This window comes from Lentibacillus sp. CBA3610 (genome assembly GCF_013373365.1).
GTDB lineage: Bacteria > Bacillota > Bacilli > Bacillales > Amphibacillaceae > Lentibacillus.
The window spans coordinates 3,765,814-3,786,960 of record NZ_CP035925.1 but is presented as its reverse complement, the minus strand read 5'-3'; the positions used below and the strand labels follow the sequence as shown (position 1 = coordinate 3,786,960).

The 21,147-nt window shown below is 40.8% G+C and carries 19 protein-coding genes and 2 pseudogenes; all 21 read right to left on the bottom strand.

Annotated elements, in window-relative coordinates; genetic code table 11:
* Window positions 1–3: 3 nt before the first annotated feature.
* Window positions 4–1,131: a M23 family metallopeptidase gene (locus Len3610_RS19030; protein ID WP_176449306.1), complete on the bottom strand. Its 1,128-nt coding sequence runs from the start codon at window positions 1,129–1,131 to the stop codon at window positions 4–6.
* Entirely contained in the window at window positions 1,128–1,808 is a 681-nt protein-coding gene (locus tag Len3610_RS19025; RefSeq protein WP_176449305.1) for a hypothetical protein, read from the bottom strand. Before Len3610_RS19025 ends, Len3610_RS19030 begins: the two co-directional genes overlap by 4 nt.
* Window positions 1,808–3,736, bottom strand: coding sequence for a VirB4 family type IV secretion system protein (locus Len3610_RS19020; protein WP_176449304.1), 1,929 nt, complete (start codon window positions 3,734–3,736; stop codon window positions 1,808–1,810). Before Len3610_RS19020 ends, Len3610_RS19025 begins: the two co-directional genes overlap by 1 nt.
* A 13-nt stretch (window positions 3,737–3,749) precedes the next feature.
* Window positions 3,750–4,385, bottom strand: a complete 636-nt coding sequence (locus Len3610_RS19015; protein ID WP_176449303.1) for a TraC-like domain-containing protein — start codon at window positions 4,383–4,385, stop codon at window positions 3,750–3,752.
* 28 nt (window positions 4,386–4,413) lie between these two features.
* The gene (locus Len3610_RS19010) at window positions 4,414–4,722 is read right to left on the bottom strand and encodes a DUF5592 family protein (RefSeq protein WP_176449302.1); all 309 of its coding nucleotides are present in this window, start codon (window positions 4,720–4,722) and stop codon (window positions 4,414–4,416) included.
* Window positions 4,694–6,622 carry a pLS20_p028 family conjugation system transmembrane protein gene (locus Len3610_RS19005; RefSeq protein WP_176449301.1) on the bottom strand — a complete coding sequence of 643 codons (1,929 nt, stop codon included), beginning with the start codon at window positions 6,620–6,622 and terminating at the stop codon, window positions 4,694–4,696. The genes Len3610_RS19010 and Len3610_RS19005 overlap by 29 nt, the downstream gene beginning before the upstream one ends.
* Before the next feature lie 85 nt (window positions 6,623–6,707).
* Window positions 6,708–7,301 (bottom strand): hypothetical protein, encoded by a 594-nt coding sequence (locus Len3610_RS19000; protein WP_255259688.1) that lies wholly within the window; start codon window positions 7,299–7,301, stop codon window positions 6,708–6,710.
* Window positions 7,302–7,367: 66 nt separating this feature from the next.
* Entirely contained in the window at window positions 7,368–7,622 is a 255-nt protein-coding gene (locus tag Len3610_RS18995) for a YdbC family protein (protein ID WP_176449299.1), read from the bottom strand.
* A gap of 25 nt (window positions 7,623–7,647) precedes the next feature.
* Window positions 7,648–9,930, bottom strand: coding sequence for a VirD4-like conjugal transfer protein, CD1115 family (locus Len3610_RS18990; protein WP_176449298.1), 2,283 nt, complete (start codon window positions 9,928–9,930; stop codon window positions 7,648–7,650).
* Window positions 9,914–10,957 (bottom strand): toprim domain-containing protein, encoded by a 1,044-nt coding sequence (locus tag Len3610_RS18985; protein ID WP_255259687.1) that lies wholly within the window; start codon window positions 10,955–10,957, stop codon window positions 9,914–9,916. The genes Len3610_RS18990 and Len3610_RS18985 overlap by 17 nt, the downstream gene beginning before the upstream one ends.
* Entirely contained in the window at window positions 10,932–11,705 is a 774-nt protein-coding gene (locus tag Len3610_RS18980) for a hypothetical protein (RefSeq protein ID WP_176449297.1), read from the bottom strand. The genes Len3610_RS18985 and Len3610_RS18980 overlap by 26 nt, the downstream gene beginning before the upstream one ends.
* 39 nt (window positions 11,706–11,744) lie before the next feature.
* Window positions 11,745–12,344: a hypothetical protein gene (locus tag Len3610_RS18975; RefSeq protein WP_176449296.1), complete on the bottom strand. Its 600-nt coding sequence runs from the start codon at window positions 12,342–12,344 to the stop codon at window positions 11,745–11,747.
* A gap of 51 nt (window positions 12,345–12,395) precedes the next feature.
* Window positions 12,396–12,581, bottom strand: coding sequence for a hypothetical protein (locus tag Len3610_RS18970; RefSeq protein ID WP_176449295.1), 186 nt, complete (start codon window positions 12,579–12,581; stop codon window positions 12,396–12,398).
* Between the two features lie 14 nt (window positions 12,582–12,595).
* Window positions 12,596–12,829, bottom strand: coding sequence for a pilin (locus tag Len3610_RS18965; RefSeq protein WP_176449294.1), 234 nt, complete (start codon window positions 12,827–12,829; stop codon window positions 12,596–12,598).
* Window positions 12,830–12,834: 5 nt separating this feature from the next.
* Window positions 12,835–13,137 (bottom strand): hypothetical protein, encoded by a 303-nt coding sequence (locus tag Len3610_RS18960; RefSeq protein ID WP_176449293.1) that lies wholly within the window; start codon window positions 13,135–13,137, stop codon window positions 12,835–12,837.
* Between the two features lie 1,083 nt (window positions 13,138–14,220).
* On the bottom strand, window positions 14,221–16,491 hold the full coding sequence (locus Len3610_RS18955) for a YhgE/Pip domain-containing protein (protein WP_010529449.1): 2,271 nt from the start codon (window positions 16,489–16,491) through the stop codon (window positions 14,221–14,223).
* Window positions 16,492–16,879: 388 nt separating this feature from the next.
* On the bottom strand, window positions 16,880–17,137 hold the full coding sequence (locus Len3610_RS18950; RefSeq protein ID WP_176449292.1) for a hypothetical protein: 258 nt from the start codon (window positions 17,135–17,137) through the stop codon (window positions 16,880–16,882).
* A gap of 651 nt (window positions 17,138–17,788) precedes the next feature.
* Window positions 17,789–18,910 (bottom strand): annotated as a pseudogene (locus Len3610_RS18945) (NADH-dependent flavin oxidoreductase).
* A 116-nt stretch (window positions 18,911–19,026) separates the two neighbouring features.
* Window positions 19,027–19,665 carry an SDR family oxidoreductase gene (locus tag Len3610_RS18940; protein WP_010529126.1) on the bottom strand — a complete coding sequence of 213 codons (639 nt, stop codon included), beginning with the start codon at window positions 19,663–19,665 and terminating at the stop codon, window positions 19,027–19,029.
* 190 nt (window positions 19,666–19,855) lie between these two features.
* Window positions 19,856–20,126 (bottom strand): annotated as a pseudogene (locus Len3610_RS18935) (aldehyde dehydrogenase family protein).
* A gap of 50 nt (window positions 20,127–20,176) precedes the next feature.
* Window positions 20,177–21,106, bottom strand: a complete 930-nt coding sequence (locus Len3610_RS18930; protein ID WP_176449291.1) for an NADP-dependent oxidoreductase — start codon at window positions 21,104–21,106, stop codon at window positions 20,177–20,179.
* Window positions 21,107–21,147 lie beyond the last annotated feature (41 nt).

Here is a 21,147-nt window from a genome sequence, read left to right as displayed (position 1 = left end):
TGATTAATTTTTACCCGTTAGAAATGGTTTAACATACGGCATTGGATCAACTTTTTCACCATTTATGATCACTTCAAAATGCAAGTGGGCTCCGGTAGATGCACCTGTTGAACCAACTTTACCAATGACATCACCTGCCTCAACTTTTGTTCCTACTGGCTCTCCTTTTTCCATCATGTGCGCATATCGTGTCCGCAAGCCGCCCTCATGTTTAATTTCCACATACCAGCCATACCCTGTTCCCATGTTGCTGCTGCTTGATTGAAACGTCGTGCCATTTGCTTTACTGATAACAATTTCACCATCCGCAAATGCTGTGATTGGTGTCCCATGAATACCATTCGATGCGACGTCAATGGCAGCATGAAACGAGGAACAGCCACCACAGCTCCGATTACCGAAGCCCGAAGTAATATTTTTCGTATGTGGTGATATCCATGCTTTATCGCCAATCAGTTCCAGATCCGGTTGGTCCGATGGTTCACAATTCATGGTTAAACCACCAAACTCTTGAACAATATCTTTGGTCGTTGGCACCCAATGTTCGTTTAAATTATTCGGATCGTTATCTGCACCAACTGGTGCGTAAACACTTCCCAATTGTTCAATCGTCACCAAACCATCGACTTTGATGCGGTTATATAATGTTTTAGACATAGACGCCAATCCTTCCTTCAATGTTGGAAAAGAAAAAAGTCCGCTGCCATCCGGATTCATCAATCCGCCAGGATTATTTTTTTGTTGAACGGCATTTGATGTTCCCCATGCGGTTTCATGTAACGCAATGGCAGCAAATAAAACAGGATCAAGGCCTTTTTCTTCCGACAACTGTATAATGTCATCGCCATGACCTTTTAGGGCTCCCGCGCGCTCTTCACTCTGAAAAACAGCATCCCATTTTTCCTGATTAATCTCACCTGTTGCCGAACATACATAACCGGCAGATGGATTACTTTGTTCGGAATGTTGTTCGTCGACGCTGCCACCTAACGCACCAATAATGGCAAACATAATGCTCATTAAAACTAAACCAATCAGTATAGGAATAATATTCGCTGCAACAAGACCAATCATCCATCCAATCGCTTTTGTCTTACCAATGGCTTTCACAGCACCCCAAATATGTTTCATGTATCCTTCTTTCCTTCCATGCCTTCATCAGGGGTTTCTATGTTGTTCATCAGCCATTGATCGTTTTGTTGCACCATTGTCAGGTAAAAAAGCTGCGTTCGTTGATTGGTCAAACGTTCATTTGATGTCACATGCCATGTGGCAAATGCACCGAATGCCATGTTGTTGGATTGTGACGTATTAGATGCAAACAGTTCAATAGATTCAATACGCCGTTCAACATTTGCTTCTTTCACCGTTGGAATAGTTTGCTTGATGTCCTGCAAAAATGAAGACGTCACAACTCCTTCCCATTTATCCCAGTCGGCGATTTGCGATAAATAAAGAGCAAGCCCTTGTTTCGCTTGCTCCTTGGCACTGGTGACTGCTTGATCACCAAATTTATTTTGATATGTGGCTTCATGCTGGTCTCCCATTGTTTGTTGATTACCGTTATTGTTTATAGCATTTTGTGTTTCATCTTCAGCATTTGAATCTGGTTTAGCACCTAATACTTCATCAATTTTGTCTTCCTGAAGCGTTGGCGGCTGCTCTGTTTCTTGCTGTGATTCATCGAATAAATCTTCCGGATTTTGTTTTTCTTCATCATCGGTTGTCCATTTCCAGACATACATGGCTATGATTAACAAAGCGACAATGATGAGGAATGTAAACTTATAAAGAACCCGTTTTTCCATTACAAGCCCCCCTCAAACAGATGCAACTCTTCGTCCGATGCTTCAATGGAAAGCATTAAGTTGCCAACACCACTAATACTCAATAAACATTCCCCTTGTTGTAGTTGCGGCACATGTTCCAATTCACTATCCGTCAATTGTCCCTCAAAAACGGTTCGCAATGTATCCAATGAGTTGGCATCCTGCTGCATCACAAATTTATATTGGGTCAGTTCAAATAACGTCCGTATTTTGGTAACCGTATCCGTGTCGGAGTGGTCTGGCACAAAATCACGGATGGATTGACTGGCCAGGATGAGGCCACCGAAATACTTCCGTGCTTCTCGTGCAAAGTCCGTTAAAAACTTAACCGCCAGCATGTTTTCCGAATTAACCAGTCGATGCGCTTCATCAATCATGACCAGAAAACGTGTCGCTTCATCAGCATCAAACGCTTCATCGTCATACATTTTCTGTTTTTGTAATGATCCAATCTGTATTAAGTTATCCCAAATTAAGTTCAAAGCGTTAAACATCTGAGCATTGAACACACTTTTTTCTAACCCTGTTAAATTACGAATCGAAAAGAAAATCACTTGTTCATTCGTAATGTCAGGAATCGTTGTATGACCATTAAACAAATACGAAAAACTGTTCACCAGATTATCAATCACCAATTCAATTTTTTCGAGTCGCTTAACTCTTGTAGATGACAGTTCTGAACGAATGATTCGCTTCTCAGTATTGTCATAGAGTTGATCACGAATGAACATTAAAAAATCACTGAAAATCGGATAGTCCTCATTAGCCAGTGATGTAATACCTGTTGTATGCATTTTATCCGTGAAGCCGAGTGAATCATAAAATAGTCGCAACACTTTCTTGAATTCTTCGATTTCCTCAGAGGAAGGGTTACCAGCCAGAAACATATAAAAGGTTGCCACCTTGGATATGTGCTGCATAAAACTGATTTCTTCATTTTTTTCCGGATGGCTATTATCTTCTGTACGAAAGATTTGCAGTGGATTGATGACACCATCACTGCCATCGAGACTGATTGTGTGTCCATTCACGGACTGAACAAGTGTCTTAAATTCACCCGTTACATCAAAACCGCGAATAAAGTTTCCACGTGCTTCATTATCCATCAATAATTTTTTAAGCGTGGTTGACTTACCGGCACCCATTTTCCCAACAACCACCGCATTAAAAAAGCGTCTCATTTTATCCTTATGAAAGAGATCAAACAGTACGTTCCCTCCGGTGAACGATGTTCCCAAATAACTTCCGGTACGATCATTTAATTCCGAGAAATGATAAGGCAGACCTGATGCGAGTGTTAAAGCCGGCATGCCTTTTCCTTCCCGTTTGTTTGGAAAAGCCAGCTGCTGTTCATAAGGAAGGAATAAAGACTGCCATTCCCAGTAAGTTTCATTCAAAAAGATTTGGCCTTTAAACCCGAATGACTGTAATTTGGACATGGTTCGCTCCACTTTTTTATCCAGTTCCCATATGGTCGGTGACGCCACAAATAAACGAATATGCACTAACTTAATGACCTCCCCCATTTCACTTATTTGCCTGTATAAGTCTTCCATCTCCTGATAACCGCGTTGCGCATCCATTCGTTCCGATTCATGCTTGGAGCTCCTGAACCGGACATCCTGTTCCACCATACTTTTATTAATCGCACTCACCGTCTCATCCTGGTCCATTGTTGCGACGTCTGTTACAACGGTCACATCATACATGGCCATGATTTTATCGAGCCATAACACATCGACCCTGGACGGATACTCAAAAACATGAATACACGCTTCATAACCATCTCCTTTTTTAATGGTTTTGTCTTTAAAACGAATACCACCTTGCGGTTGGATCGCTGTCAGAAAATCTTTATCCAGTTCCGGTGGTTTTGGTTTGCCTGATTGTTTTGTCTGTACTGTCATCGTAACCATCCTTTCATAATTTCGTGTTTTGATTGTTTAATAAAAACAAAATCTGTTCCTTTTTGGTTCGTGTTAGTTCTGTCAATGGGAAAGCCTGTTGCATCCCTTGTATGGCATCATGTTTTCGATCCACAAGTTCTTGCTTGTCATCCGCATACACAAAAATGAAGAATTCGCGATTCGAACGTTCACGCTCCAAGAAGTCAAACTCAACTAATTTTTGGTCGATATATTCCAATCGAATAGGGCTGGTTGTCTGTTCGCGCTTTTTCAACCAATAAGTGCGCTGAGCTTGCGTATTCGCAGGAAAATTTAAAATGATCTCTTTATAGGAACGGAAATAACTCCGTAAAAACCGGGTTCGGTTCATCAATAAAACATTCAAATCCGTATCGTTCAAGGCATGAATGTTTTTTGTTTGAATCTGAAGAATATCCATTACGCCATTCTTCAAAAGAATATGGTCATCATGCATTTGAATAAATGGCAGTATTTCTGGTGTCTGGCGTAACATTTTGTCTTTCTTGATGCTTGAGGATTTGTCACGCTGTTTCGTTTGAAAAACGCTCTTGATTTTAGTTCCCCATTGCCTTCGTTTCGTCTGTTTATTATTAGATTCACCGTGAGTCACCTTGCCATCTTGGCTCATATTAACTGTTGACCTCCTTCCATTAGCGTTACCCGCGCAATTGACTGTTTTCCTGTTTGTGTTTATCCATCGCATGGTAAACAGCCTTTTTATGGCGAAAAAATAGAATCAGTGATTCATAATGTCTTTTTTTCGGATTGTGACCGGATGGCATGAACAGATAAATCATGAAGCCAATCACGGCCACAAAATACGGCATCATAAACACACTATGAACCAAATCACGCAAAATCGTTAAAACTAAAAGAGAGCTAATCAATAAAATGACCAGCTCCCGCATTTCCAACCCTAAAATTTTTGGTTTTGCCTTAATCTCTTTTGGAATCTCGTATGTCATGGTCTCTCAGCCCCTTTTGCATATCTTTTGGTTTTTTCACATCCTTTTTATCCAAGCCTTGTCGGATACTTCCACGAACATGATTCATTTTCTGTCCTGCATCGTAACCGGTGTTATGTGCCCGTGTTAGGAAATGACTAGCTCGATGCACCGTACGATTGCCACCAAACAAGGTATGTTTTGGTTTTGGATGGATATGGCCATCTGAAGTTCCCACATTTGGCTGATTCGTCATTTTCGGTGATGTTGGGATATTAACATGGCCAGATGGTTCTTGCGACTGTCCACCATGAACAGATGATGGTGTGACACCACCTGAATGACCGGAACTAATACTGGTTGATTGTTGACCTTGTCTTGGCATTGAATTGACAGATGACGGACGAGCTTCCTGAGTTGGTTGTCCCTTCCCAACAGTGCTTCCTCCGTTGTTTTCATAACGTGAAGCATCTCCGTTCATCATGTTTGTAGAGAATTGACCTTCTTGACGTGGCGATTCAGCATGTCGATGAGACGGCATTGGTTTCACATGGCTATTATTTTTCAATGCTCTTGTCATGCCAGCACCACCAGCAACCGCACCGCCACCAATCTTGCCGCCTGTTTTTAGCATTTTACCACCAGCATCAGCTGTCATTTTGCCGCCTGCGCCAACCATGCGGCCGGCAGCATAACCACCCATCATAGCCTGCCAGCCAGAACGCAATCCGGCATCAATGCCCAACAAGCGTTGTACAATATCAGGTGCATCAATTAACGCCCAAGCACCAGCGATCAAGAGGAGGATTGTTCCAATAATGCCAATATGCTGTTCCATGTCATTCGCCCATTGCGCATAGATGATGAACATCCGTAACAGCACCATCATCACAAAAATGACAGCAAATGTACTGGCAATCTCTACTAAAACTTTTTTCAAACGTTGGCCTCCCGTTAAATCCGTTGCTGCTGTGAACATGGCAAATAATTGATGAAATGCCAAGTCAAACATGGCTCGCCCGATTTTGATGGTTGTAATGACCAGCGCAAAAGCTGTTACTGCCATTGTAGCTATTACAATACCCCAATTGACATGATACCTGTAGTAGCTTTGTTGCCCCAGGTTAGTAGCTGGCACTGTGTTTTCGTTTAAATCTACTATCCTTGTTCCACCATCACCTGTTGAAATAAGGCGTTTTTTTAGAAAATCCTTATCTTGGTCTGATAACTGTTTTACCCAATTCTCAGTTGTCCAGCTAAACCACCCCTCATCCTCATATATATCAAGCTTTTCATTTATTTCAATTGATTCAGGGTTTTCTAATTGATTCCCGTAAGTATAATCTGTTGTCCCGATATCTTTATTCTCTGGATGGGGTGGATGCGGTAGTAGGTTTTCATTTCCTGCTACGGTTTCTTCATTACTTCCATTTGCGTAATTGAAGTCACTTTCAACATAATACATTATATCTGCAATATTCCTTTTAAGGACGTTATCGGATAGTGTGCCGGGTTCATCTAATGCCGAAACACCTTCGTTCAACAAATCATCCATCATACTCATGAGATTCGGCAGGATGACGATGACACTCACAGCGATCAAAACATTCATGAGCACTTCATTTCGCTTTTCAATTTTATTCAACATAAACTGAAAACCTACAACGGTTAATGTGACAACAAACATGCCAAACACATAGGGTTGAATCGTTTCAATAAAGCGATTCATGGCTGGATTATCATACACACCGCCAAGTGTGACAACATCCGTTGCCACACCTTCTATCCAATTGTTAATCCAGACTAACGCTTGAATAATTCCCCATAAAATGTTCCGGATGAGATCATCGTAAAGCCATCCACTGCTCACATCCAAAATAGATGCTAAATCTTCATAAAGCTTTTTCAAATCATCACCCATTAAGATCTTCCCCTCCCTCTTTTGCCATAAAAAAGGAACTCACCTAAGTTCAGGTAAGTTCCAGCATGATAACTATGGTATTGTTTTAATACGTTAAATTTATTTCTTCTTTTTCCACATAATCTACGTTTTTTTGAATTCCTTCTTTTACATCACTATATAAATCGTCATCCAGAAATGTACTATTTTTTGTATTGGTTTCATCAATAGTCGTATTTAAAAGCCATGCTTCCCCTAAATAATCAAATGCAGAATTAATCTGCCCGTCATGAACTACAGTGAGTCCCCCGTCTTCAAAAGGACTGTGAGAAGATCCCGAATGAGATTCATATTCTTCACTAAACGTGTTTATCTGTTGCTTTTGTTCATCATTAAGATTATCGATATTTATATAGTATGCTGTCATGTCTTCATCTTTCAGAGCTTTATCATAGGCTTCAAGCAATTTGGTGTTTTTCACATAGTCTTGTTGCGCATCATAAATCAACACATAAAAAGCTTCGTTATTATCCTTTTTCGTAATCATGTCATCTAACGTAATTTCATTCAATCCAGTTTTCGGTGATTCTGTCGCTTCATCGCTATTATCTTCTGCAGCACTGTCAGACCCGCCACAGGCACTTAAAACCAGTAAAACCGATATTAGTATCAGGCTGAATAACGTTCGTTTCCGTATCAAGTTACCATCATCTCCCATACAACCTTTTGAGAACAGTATAACAGGCCTTTTTGACACTTAAAATGGTTATCTTGTCCTATCCGGATCATCCGGTAATTTTATATTAATAATCGTTTTTAGCTTACTTAGCTCATCAGCTGTGAAGGTGAATCCTTTTCCCAGCCTCGTTTTATCCGGATTCCACCACCTCACATCATATTTCGGTTCAGCGCCATTCCAGCTAATGATGTTGAGTTCTTTTGTCCATCCGGCTTGACTTTCATGCAATACGGCAATTTCTTCGATAACATCCCAATCCACACGGTATTTTGGTTCTTTCATAACTTCTCACTCCTTGTCTTTTCTTTTAAAATAGTGCCTGTTCACGTAATTTTTCGGCTTCTTGATCACCATTGGACTGTTTATTTGATGGTTGTTGCTCGGTTGCCTGATTAGTTTTCTCATTTTGATTAACTTGCTCTTCAATTCGTTTCGTTGCTTGATCCTGCCACGTTTGCATGACGTCATCCGGCAGATAATCCTGTAATGCTGCCAGTACCTTAAAGTGTATTCTTGAAAAATGAGGATGATAAACCATGAAACTCACATAATGGAGAAATGACCAGTGATCAACCTCTTGAAGCAATGTTTTGGTTTTTTCCTCATCTATCTCACCCTGACTTTGTTCAATTTGTAAAATATGCCGTTTAAACTGCTCAAATGCCTTATCTGTCATGACGTCAGCCATTCGTAAAAATAAATCGTCATTTGACCCCGCAGAATAGACCATGCTGTTTAAGTCCATATCATGATACGTTTCGGACATAATTGGGAGCATCATGATGGAATGGTCCGTATCAAAGTCATCAGCCAAATACTGATAACGGAATTTATGACTGGTTTTATCATGGTTAAAAATCGGTTTTGGCTCAATCTTTTTTCGGTTCTTATCCTGCCGTTTATTCACGCGTATCAACACGGACTGCCCTTCTTTTAATCGCATCAGTTCATCAGATGTTAAAAGCGAGCGTTCTTTTGTCGATTCACTGTGCGACTTATCGAATGAATGATAATCACCACTGCGACTGACATCCGTAATCGTTTTAGCCCCGAGCATGCTCGAATAGTGTTCAGCCGTACTATTATCTTCGGTGAGAATATAGATTTGGTTGGAACAGTTGCCAATAATCGTATCCGAATCGTCACCATAGGCCGATTTCACCTGTGAATAAGCTTGAACGATTAAGTGATACCTGAAGCCACGTCCGGCACCGACTGTTACCATACTGGCCATACCATCGATAGCCGGCATATTTCCAAACTCATCAAGGATGAATTGCACATGCCGTTTCATTTTGCCATTCTTGCTTTTGGTTGCCTTTTCTGAGTTGACACGGTACAACTGACTGACAAAGATACTGGCCAATACGTCATTTGAATTGTCCGAATCAGGTGTTGCTAAAAAGACAGCCACTGGTTTATCGCCAAACCCGATTTCGGTTAAATCCAAACTGTTATGGCCGGTTACTTTTGCGTTAGGTTCAAGCGTAAAGATTTGCAGTTTATCCATCGCTACACTGAAGATACTGCCTCTTGTATTGCCGGTTGAAAAGTTACTGGTGGCATACATCAAACGTGCTGGATTATTTTCATGTCGTGCCTGGAAAAATTCATCCAACGCGTTATTCCCTTCTTCATCTGTTTCACTGCCCTTACTGGAAAGGAAGTTGGCAACAGAGTACATGGTGACCCGTTCTTCCTTGCCGATTTTCACCATATCCTCCGTTAATGCTAAAATAATGGCTGTCACCAGTGACTTCGCACTGTTTGACCAAAACGGATCTTTGGCGTTTGGATTATGATACAAACTGAATGCCACACTGTTGGCATATTTTTGAGCGTCACTCACCCTGCCCTGTTTCCATGAATCAATGACCAACTGTAAAGGATTGAACCCCATACTCATGGCATGCTCAATCAAATTAAACACATAGACAACATAACCACGCTCTTTCAGCGTCTCATAAGATGCACCAGCCAGTTCCCCTTTTGGATCATTGATCACCATGGAGGGTTTCTGACTAGCCCTGCTTTGAACATCAATCATTGGCACAACGAATGTTTCACCTTTACCGGAACGGGTAATCCCAATGACCATGGTATGAACAGGGGCATCATCCAGCAGAAGCCGGTATGGTTTTCCTGTTTCCTGCAATCCCCCAATAATTGTCCCGCCTTTTCCGTCGTATTCTGTTTTGGATGCCGGTATAATCTGATACTGTTGCTTCATGTTCTTGACGGATTCAAACTCATTCGTGCCATGTTGTCCACGGTTAATGGTTTGGTAATTCATTTTGATGTTGTATAAGAATTTTGTGAGACTAATGCCTATGACAATATAGAAACCCACATAAAATTCTAGCCATTCTTTTTGGAAAATAAAGAAGTAATGCCAATCCACGGAAAAGGTATTCAAATTGACTTGCTCCGGATTGTTATCAAATCCTTCAACCAAATGCAGCACTTGCTGAAAAAAGTGTAATAGAAAGTTAGACAGAAAGAATCCTGCTATGAATGTAAGCAGGATAAAAACACATATAAACTTCCAATTACTTAATCGCTCGGTTAGTGGCTTATGGTTCGTGTTCAATGGCCATCACCCTTTCATGTTGCTTCGTACGTGCTGCCATTCGGTTATACGTTTTGATGAATGCTTTGCGGTTTTGTTGCAGATTTTCATTGGCGTCTTTCATTTCTGACGTGTAGTCAAAAACGGACCAATTTTCGCCTACACCGGCATCTTCAATGGTATTCACGATATCCCTTGTTGCCTTCCAGCCAGCCTGATCATCGTCCATGGCAATTAAAAGGTGTTTATCTGCAAACTGTCCTTTGTGTTTTGCCAAATAATCTTTGATTTGTCTTGTTTTGGTTGCGCCTGTTAGAGCCATAATGCCAACATTCTTATCTATCTCACGAAAGGACAACGCATCCAATATGGATTCACTCACCACGACATTTTCAGCATCCTGCGGAATGTCCATAAAAAAATCCCTCGTTTCTTTGGAGGGATTGAAAATAAGCTGTATTTCCTTGGGATCAAGGCTTTCATCGATACTGGAACGAAGTAAAACGCGATCCAGCGTATTGTCTTCGCCGTACAATGGGAAAATCAAGTTTCGTTTACACATCCAGCTATTATTGGCATAATTTTTGTTCAATAAGGGTTCGGCTTTTTGAAAAACATGCTGCATGATAGCCTCATCTTGTAAGTCAGCTACAAAACCACGTGTTGTCTGTTTTGACAGACCACGGTAACCATTATCTAATGCCTCACTTTTAAAGTAGTTTTTCGCATACGAAAATACACGGTTTGACCAATCCAGGGACTGCCGTTGTTGTGTCGTCAGGTTGGGGTACTGTTTTTCGATCTTTTGTTCATAAACTGACATCTCTCCTTTTTCATGAAAATCAAGCATCATCCGTGAGCCGCAATGGTTTTCCCGGTTGCACTGGATAAAATGCTTATTATTTTTATACATAAAGGCTTCATGCTTGTTACATTCCGGGCAGTTGCAGATAAAATAACGGCCTTTATCTTCAGCATTCAAATCACTTAAAGCATTTTCGATATTTTGAAAAACGAGTTTCTTATAGGGATTCAGCTTGCTCATCATCGTCACCTACTTTGACAGCGATCTTAGCTTCAAATCGTTTTAATACAGGTGCAAGGACGTGTTCTTGAATAGCTTGATCTGATGTCAGAACTGTTCCTTTAGCTAATAAGTCATCGAAAGTTGTGTGAAATGCCTTCATCAATTTGTTATGAAGATGATAGGCTTTTCTAAATCCATGTTGTTGTATGAAAGACTCGCCAAATAACGTCAGTTCCAAATGCTGATAGCCTTCATGCTTGAACACCAATACATCAATTCGCTGTTTGGGAAGCGATTGATAATTCGTGACCACATGCGTTACAAACCAATTGAACGATTTTTCATCGTTCATATAGCGTTGAATCGCGTCATGCTCGTACGATTCACCTTTGCTTCGCTGTTCTTCCGCATCCGAATGATTCGATTGTTTATGCTTCGAAAATGACTTATGGCTTCCCAATGTTCCTACATTGGCGAGTTTGTCTGATTGGTCTCCGTGTTTCTCAGAGGATTTAGCTGTCTCTTCGCTCACCCAATTCACAAGCGCATGATAAGCGTTTCGTATCGCTGCCAGAACATCTTCCATTTCCGCATAAATGCTCGTGTCAATATAGGGTGACATACCATCATAAATTTGTCTTAATTGAGCTTCCGTCATGTCTAGTTGATCGCCCATGATGGTAGAAAATCGTTTTTTGAATGCCTCAAATGTGTTATTTTCCGGCTTAACAGCTTTCACATTGGAAAGCAGTTTATCTTTCATTATCATTCATATTACCTCCAATAAAGGACTCCCTGAACGGAAGCCCTACATGTCCATCTCTTGTTCATGTGTCTTGTTTTGTTTCTTCCCAAGTTTCATCGCCTTTTCTTTTTCCAGATCCTTTTCAATCTGACTTAACTTTTCCTTTTGTACCGGCGTTAAGTCCATATCTTTTATGTCATCCAGCACCTCGCGTTTGAGTTCATAGACCTTCTCATAACCGTGTTTTGCTTCAAAATCCTTCATCTCTTGATTTCTTTTTTGAACATCTTCAGTCGGTTCTTCCTTTTCATCCGGTTGTTTATCTAAGGAATCCAGCACTTGCCGCTTATAAGCATCCTTATAATGGGTTTCTTCCCTTGTAGGCTGCAGCTTTTCCAATACATTTTGTTTATAAGCTTGCTTAAACTGTTCTGATTGATTCACCCGGTCATCATGTTCTTTTTGCACGTCATCTTCAATTGTTTGAAGTTTTTCCTTCGGATACTTTGATTTCAGAACTGTGTCTTGATACAGGGATTCCAGCTTCTGTCGTTTCCATTTATAGCCTGCATTATCAGGATTTAATATTTCCTTTTCTTTCGCCGACAGAAAGTCAGCGTACTTGTTTGCCAATTCTGTTTCAAAATCATGTGTTTCCGGCATGTTCAACCTCCTCAATAAAAAAGGGTTCCATTCATTGGAACGCCCGTTTGTTTAATGGTTTAACTGTATGAAGTTTTGGATGGTGACAGAATCGCCTAAATCAAACTCATCACTGATTGCCTTTTCGACACCACGAATATCATCTATCGATTGAATGGGTTCCGCTAATGTTATATCAACATTGCCGCCGCCATCTTCATAAAGATAACTTATGAAATATTTGTACTCAGCACTCACAATGCTTCACCTCCTTAAAATCCAACAACACGACCGCCCAACCAGCTGACAAGGCTTGCTGCCAAGTAAACAATGCCAAAGCCGATTGCAACGTTGACCATCCATCCCGTATACATTTCCTTTTTTTGGGGATCTTTGGCAAATGTCCACATTAACCCAATAACAACAAGCACCAGCCCGGCTAAGACTGGTGCTATCGGTTTAATCCCGTCTGTGATATTTTGTATGGTTTGAATTGCGTCTTGCACGTATTTCACTCTCCTTTCTTCGCAACATTCGTGATCTGTTTCTGGTTCGATACATTAAAATTCAAGATGATGTCTTGGTGTTGTTCATGAAGCCACTCATAATATGAAGACCCGTCAGCTTCGATAATGCCTTTTGCCAGTGTTTCAAATTCCTTGAATCCTTCAGGTTTAACAGGTCTGCGTCTTCTTTTTGATGATGATTCTTTCTTCGATGGTTCAGCAGAATCTTTAGTGGCTGTCTTATCGTCCTGCTTAACGTCTTTGTCCTGATGCTTATCCATTGCTTTTCCAAATTCATTGTTAGACATGATTTACACCTCCTCATCTGACCAAAATAAAAACCCTTTTCCGTGAAAGAAAAGAGTTAATGGGAAGTCCTAAACTTCCTGATACTAATAATTTAACAGCTTTTTTAAGCATTTTTGTTCGTTATTCGTTCGCCTTTTTGTTCGCTTATTGTTCATTTTTCGTTCGCATCTTTTCATTGCCTGTTGACATTTAACGACTAGACACTTTATGAAGTTTTAAATGAATTCTCCACCAATAGTTTTCGATTTTCATTACTAAGTTAAAAAATAGTCAGATTTTCCGATTATTTATGTTAAAATTAAATCTGTAGATTGTAACAAAGTAGGCTTAAAATAAACATCTTTAGATTCAAACTTTATGCAACAAACGGGCCAGTTTCTGGAACTATAATGTTCAAAATGAAACTGGATAATTGAATGATACAAAGACGTAATTATTCACGTAAGATGAATAAAACAAAAGCTGCTTAGTATTGGGTTACCGAAGTAGCTTCCATTCCAATTTGAATGGCTTCTTCCACAAGGATAAGTGCTTTTTGGCATAAGCCTTATAGCAACCGTTTCGGATGACAGTCCTTGTTCCAACGTTCCTTGCTTTCCAAGTCCCTTACAACGTAACTATCTATTCTGGACGTAGGCGCTTACTATAAGCCTTTGATGGATGCCGCCGTTGTCCGGTATAGTGTATTTCAAAGGGCGAATTTTACTCTACACCACTCACACCATCGTTGGATGACTCATAGGTTTCCCTATGTTTAATCTTTAGACCCGTACATTCGGAAAATTCGCCAGTCCGAACATTTCTCACCTTTATCCAGTTTTTTTTCAGCCGTACGGCATAACCTTTTCCAAAAGGAATGGCTTCAGCCTTTGTTCTGGCCGATCTACCTGTTCTTTAAAAACCCCATGACCTGCCAGTCATGACGCATGCAGGAGTATTGACGGATGGTTCCGTCATTCCCATCCTGCGTTGTAAAGTTTGGATTAACTATAAGTAATCCTCTGCATTTCACGTTTCAAAGTGCTTATAGCATAGCTTGTTGAACGGCGCACTATAGCGGGCTTTTTCTATACTGATAAACATTAATGGAATAAACCAGCCTCCTTGGACTTTTTCATCAGCCTGTCGGTATGTTTATTAACCACATTTTTAAACAGGACACCGAATAACACAAAACCGAGTCCAAATAAACCCAGAATAGCCATATCGTGTATTGCTGATTTCCATATAATGCCCCCGACTGCTTCACGCATTAAATCAATGGCATAGGTGAACGGAAGGAACGGGTTGATTGCCTGGAAAAATTCAGGAAGCAAAACAACCGGATATGTGCCGCCCGCACCGGCAATTTGCAGAACAAGCAGGACAATGACCATTGCTTTTCCGACATCGCCAAAAAGTGAAACAAGTGTGAAGATAATCAGCATAAACACCAAACTGATCAGCAGGCCGAATATCACAAACCAGACAGGATGTGCCATGTAAGCATCAACAATAAACCGGTCACCCAGCGTTACAATGAGTGTCTGCAGTAAACCTATCGTAAGGAACGTGAACAACTTTCCAATATAACGCTCCCTGCCCGTTAGTTCTTCCCCACCATGAACGTCTGCGGCCAATAGGGAAATCAGTAGCAGACCGCCAACCCATATAGCCAGGACAGTGTAGAATGGGGTCATCCCGGAACCGTAGTTCGGAATTGGAAAAAGTTCATTTTTGCTGAGCTTGACCGGTTCCTCAAAAAAGCTCCGTTCTGCTTCAGGATCGTTCTGTAATAATTCAATAATTTCATTGATGTCAGTTTCACCCTGGATGTCACGAATTTTATCAGCAAGTTCATTGACTTTACTATTCACGTACGGATATTCGCCAAGAATTGTATTCAGCATTTCCTGCCCCTCACCAATATTATTTTCGGTATTTGACAGGACTTGTTTTACCTCCGGAATTGTTGACTTGATTTCTGATAAAATCCCTTTTGCATCAGATAACGTCTGTTGCGCATTGTTGATTTTCTGTTTGACTATTGGCTCAATATTTTCTTTATAATCTGTCAGGAAATCTCCTATTCTGTTTGCTGTATTGCCAGATAACTCTTCTAAATCGATGATAACGGAATCGACTTCCTGCTTTTTGTCCTCAATGAATGCTGTAATGTTTTGACCATTCTTCTGCGCTTCTTCAAGAGCTCCACGCAGTGTGCTCAATCGTTCTATGGCATCTTTAATTACCTGATCCTGATTAGCGCTGTTATTCTGACCGTTGTTCTGATTATTATTCTGGTCGCTGTTTTCCTGACCGTTTGAACCCTCATCACTATTCTGCTTATTTCCATGTTCACCGCCATCGGCCTGTTGCTCCTGATTCATTTCCTTCAGCTGCTTCAACTTTGCTTCTATTTCACCGATGTGACTGGTTGCATCACCCAATGAACTGTCAATGCTTTGCTGCAGTTCTTTACCCTTGCTAAAATCAATGTTCACATTCTGGGCATCTTTAAGCAGTTTGTTGATGTTTTCAGCAGTGCCTTGCGCTTTTTTCAAATCCTCCTCAATTTTCGGTGCCATTTCATTTAAGCGGCCTTCAGCTTTTGACATTAAGTCAGCTGTTTCATTAACCGTTTGAAGGCCATCATTGGTTGTCCGCTCAGCTTCCGGAAGCATGTTTTGCGCTTTATTGATGATAGACTGCGCATCCTTTGTATCCTGCAGGCCATTTGAAATCAAATCATGAATTTCCGGTAATTTTTTTTCCATCGTAAAAACATAATCCTCAAACTTTTTGATATCAGGCAGCTTTTCGTTCAGCTCTACACCAATTTCATCAAACATATTAAAAATAACGCCATTTACTGTGGAAATAAAATTGCTACTGACCTGCTCCACAATCGTACTGGCACCCTTGTCTGTTATTTTCGGGGATATGGCATTGATTTTTTCATTTACGTAGTATTCCGTTTTGCTTTTTTTTGGATTATCTGTAATAACCGTTGACAGGTTATCGGAGAAATCCTCCGGTATGACAATGACAGCAAAATAATCGCCATATTTTAGATTTTCCATTGCCTTTTCACGGTTTGTAAAATGCCAATCCATTGAATCGTTGTTTTTAAGTGTATTGACAAGGTCGTTACCAACGTTGATTTTTTCGTCCCTGACCTGCCCCCCTGCATCTTCATTCACAACACCGATTGGAATTTGATCGGTCTGCCCATATGGGTCCCAGGAGGCCTTTATGTTAAACCATGCATATAATGATGGCAATATAATAAGTCCCCCAATCAAAATAGCTGCAACCCAATTGCGTGTTATATTCTTCATATCTTTCGAGTAAATTTTCCAGCCATTCTTCATGCATATACCTTCTTTATTCTTTATCATTTTGACAGTTTGAGGATCAATAACTTTTTCGCATTTAAACATTGTAGCACTTTTCACGTTGAAAACATAATCGAAAAGAAAACCTTAGCATTCCCCTATTAATAGTATACTTGGTTTCAGCAAATATTTTCCACAAAAATTAAAGGTCTGTTAATCGTTCACAACCCTTTTTTAAAAGAAAGAGATTTATTTATGGGAACATTAGACAAACTACAGACTTTAGTAATACTATTTGCTGTTGGTTGGAATAAATGTATAATCTCAAAAATGATGGGCCACTTAATCTCACCTTCAAACTGAATGGAGTATAGCATCCCTTGCAGGACCTGTTCTAATGCCTGTAACCGTTTCTGCTGCCGTCCTACCATTTCCAACTGCTGTTCAACCGATTGTTGCCATCTAGCTTTTCCTTGATTTGCTCCAATGAAAAGCCCATATATAAAGATCCCCTTATATAAATACTATGAATTTCCCTTGGTAAAACATAAAGGCAGCTCTCTTTTGTTCGCTGGATTGCTAATTGAAATTTATGATTAATTTTTTCAGAATCAGACTCGTTTATTATGTAGCCTTTGTCATCCAAAGAACATAAGGATCCTATTTCTCTAATCTCGGTCATTATATAAAATCCCCCATTTCTTTTGTTGATTGTGTTTATTCGAAAATATGGCCCTATGATGCAACATTGGTACAATACTTATTAGAGATAAGCGCCCTTTAGCTGAAGAATACTTTTATCTTAATACCATTCATCGTAAATTTCTTTTAGAAAACCTTCCGTAATGGTTATTGTTGTTGTTTAACATAAGTCAGTCATATAACAATAAAGTTGGTAGCCTTAAATATTACTGAAATTGATTACCTATCTTCCGCAACGGGCGACGCGACAAGTTCTGCTATAAACACTTTGAGGCACGAAATGCTGGGAACTTTCAAATGAATTCCAACTTTACAACGGAGGGTGAAAATGACGGAACCACGTTTCCCGAATTCATCTCGTCAACAATCCTGAGTGCATCTATTTTTGAGGTATGAAGCCAGTTGATTCGGCAGAACGAAGGCTTGAAGCCTCTCTTCGAGAGAAGGTATGTCGACGGATATCTTGAACGGCTGAAGAACTGGATGGGGCATCTACCAGAATAACAGTAAAATATACAGTTTGTGAGTATAATGGCGTTATGAAAGGTTTTTAAAAAGTCCGTAACCATTATTATTGGAATCAATCTTATGAAAAGCCACCTTTTTGTAGGTGGCAAAGGCTTTAAATCTGTTAATCAACACCAGGGAACCATCCAGGGGTGTGGATAATCGCTTTCCAAAGAGGATTCGGTACGACCAGCCGATCTTGACCATTTGTATCTAAAATCGTCTCAATATCGGAAGCCTTTCCTTGTTCGATTTTGCCTACCCAGTCGGGATCTATAATAAGTTCGCGTCCTAAAGCTAGCAAAGGGTACATCGCTTTGGATTGCGGATCGGGCATCCTCGGCTGAGTAGATGGAGCCTACTCCGACAACAGGGACTTTGTTCCCTACACGATCTTGGATGATGTCTAAGCGTGAACGTGTATCTTCCAAGCCTCGTCTAGGACGGGACCAAAAATTCATTAGTGAAACATGAATGTAATCCAGTTCCTGATCGGCTAAAACATCGACGAATTCCAACGTGTCCGCCATTGTAATACCTGGAGTTTGGGGTTCTTCAGGAGAAAGCCGGTGCCCCACGATGAATGGATCTTTTGCGTGGTCACCCACGGTTTTCTGGATCTCATTGATGACAGCCAGTGGAAAGTTCATTCGTTTTTTCAGGCTTCCACCCCAGTGGTCGTCACGATGATTTGAATGAGGAGAAAAGAACTGATGGATCAGGTATCCATTCGCTCCATGGATTTCAACCCCGTCGAATCCGGCTTGAATGGCTCGACGGGCGCCCTCCCCATACGCATGAATGATTTCCTTGATTTCGCCATCCTCTAATGCACGGGGAACCGGTTCGTTCTCTCCTGCCGGAACTGCACTAGCACTGACAATGTCCCCATTTGGGACTAAATCCGGTGGACACAACCGGCCGCCATGATAAATTTGCAAGACCGCTTTGGCGCCTTGATCTTGAATCGTTGTCGCCAACCTTCTTAATCCCGGGATCATATCATCATTGTGCACGCCAATTTCGCCGGAGAAGCCTTTGCCGCCTGCTGTCACATTGGCACAGGCTGTGACGACCATGCTGACCCTTTTGAACGACGTTTATAATATTTCACTTCATCATCAGAAACCGTTCCGTCCGAATTTGAGGACCAGTTGGTCATGGGGGCCATGATCACACGATTCTTCAATCGGGTACCATTCGGAAAAGAAAAGGATTCAAATAATGGCTGGTATTTTTCATTCAACGTTTTTGCCTCCCCTTTATAACTTCAACCTTAAAAAAGATTATTTTACAAAAATTTCCTATAATAAAAACAACCTATCGCATATCATATAAATACTTTCATTACTCGCAAATTCCTTAGATATTCCTTAGTGCCTCTTCAATCGGAACATCGCCTGAGAGAATTTCAAACACCCGATGGGATGTATTTTCTGTATCTAGTGAAGTGACAGCAACCTGCGCTACATCAGCACGCGGAATGCCATTGGAACGGTCTTCGATATGTTCCGCCGCGGTAATGGTCCCATTGGCAGGTTCGTTTAATAACCTTCCGGGACGGAGAATGGTATAATTCAAATGACTGGATTGCAGGTTTTTGTCCGCATCGCCTTTTGCTTTGAAATAATATTTCATGGACTCCGGGCCATTATCAGGGGTATCAGCATTCATCGAACTGACCATGATAAAACGCTTTACATGATTATTTTCTGCCTCGTTCACCGCCTTCATAGCACCTTGGCGATCCACCAATTCCGTTTTTTCAGGACCGGTATGGCCACCGGAACCAGCGGTAAAAATCACCGCATCGCAACCGTCAAAAGCATAAGAAAAATCCTGCTCTAAATCAGCAACAACAACCTCCGCCCCTAAATGTTCTAGTTCATTCGCCTGATTTTCGTTGCGAATCATCGCCTTTGCTTGATGTTCGCTCTTGTCCAGGACAGATAAAATATGTTGCCCAATTTGTCCATATGCACCGATCACTAATACTTTCATATCAACAGCTCCTCTTATAATAATTTCACAGCTCCAACTGGCGGTTACTTTTCATCCTAATATTTAAATTTGTCTTCTCTAATAGGATTAAACAATCGAATCAATTCCATTAAGCAGTCTCTTATACGCTATCAATACCGAATTCATCAAGTATGGATGCGATATTGAACTTTTATTCTATTTTACCACGCTAGCCCTTAATCAAAATAAGACCATAATCGCGTCTTTCGTGTTGGACAGATACCCATTGTACTGTTGTGAATTCGTCAAGAATCCAGTTCCCATTAAATCGACCAAGACCTGATTCTTTTTCCCCGCCAAACGGGACGTGGAACTCGTCATTAACGGTGATCATTGACATGAACCATACCGATATGAAGTCTTCTAGCGATGTTTACCCCATGTTCTAAGGAATAAGAATGGACGGCTCCGCCTAAGCCATACGGTGAATCGTTGGCGATGTCACTCCTTTGCCATGAAAAAAATCGTTAGTAAAATCTGTGCACTTTCCTTACCTCACACGGAGGACAATTTTTCCTTTGGCATGATGTGTTTCACTTAATCGGTGGGCTTCTTGAATCTCCTCAAGTTTCATAACTGTCCCTACATTTGCGCGGATCTTTCCTTGTTCAGTCATTTCCCCGATCTTGGCAAGCTGTTCACCATCAGGTTCAAGGAAAACATAGCCCGCTTTCACCTTTTTCGTATGGGCTAATTCCTGATCAGGCTGACCAGCAATAGAAACCAGAACACCTTCTTCTTTTAACACATCATAACTTTGCGTCTGGATGTCACCGCCAAGCGTATCAAACACAATGTCCATATCGGCAAGAACCTGTGTGAAATCTTCGTTGCGGTAATCAATAACTTTGTCTGCCCCCAGCGATTTTACAAATTCAACATTTTTCGTGCTGCAAGTCGTTGCCACCCAGGCACCCAAGGATTTTGCGAGTTGAATGGCAAAACTTCCAACTCCCCCTGATCCAGCGTGAATTAACACTTTGTCACCTTGTTTGATGTCAGCAAAGTCATCAAGACATTGCCACGATGTTAATCCAACAAGCGGAATTGATGCAGCTTCTTCAAAAGATAGATTTTCCGGTTTTTTTGCAACAAGGTTTTCATCAACCGCTACATATTCCGCATAGGTTCCATTACGGGTTATATCCGGCCGGGTAAATACCTTGTCTCCGACCCTGAATTTCGTCACTTTTTTTCCTACCTCTTTTATTGTTCCTGCGGCATCCAAACCGAGAGTAAGCGGAAAGTTATAATCCAGCATTCCTTTCAGATACCCCTCACGTATTTTCCAATCAACGGGGTTTACGGACGTAGCTGCTATCTCAATCAAAACATCATTGTCTTTCAAATTTGGTTCGTCTATTTCCGTATACTTTAACTCATCAATCCCGCCGTAATTTTCAATAATAACTGCTTTCAATTTGGGTCCTCCTTCATCATGCATTTCCTTATTCCTAATTC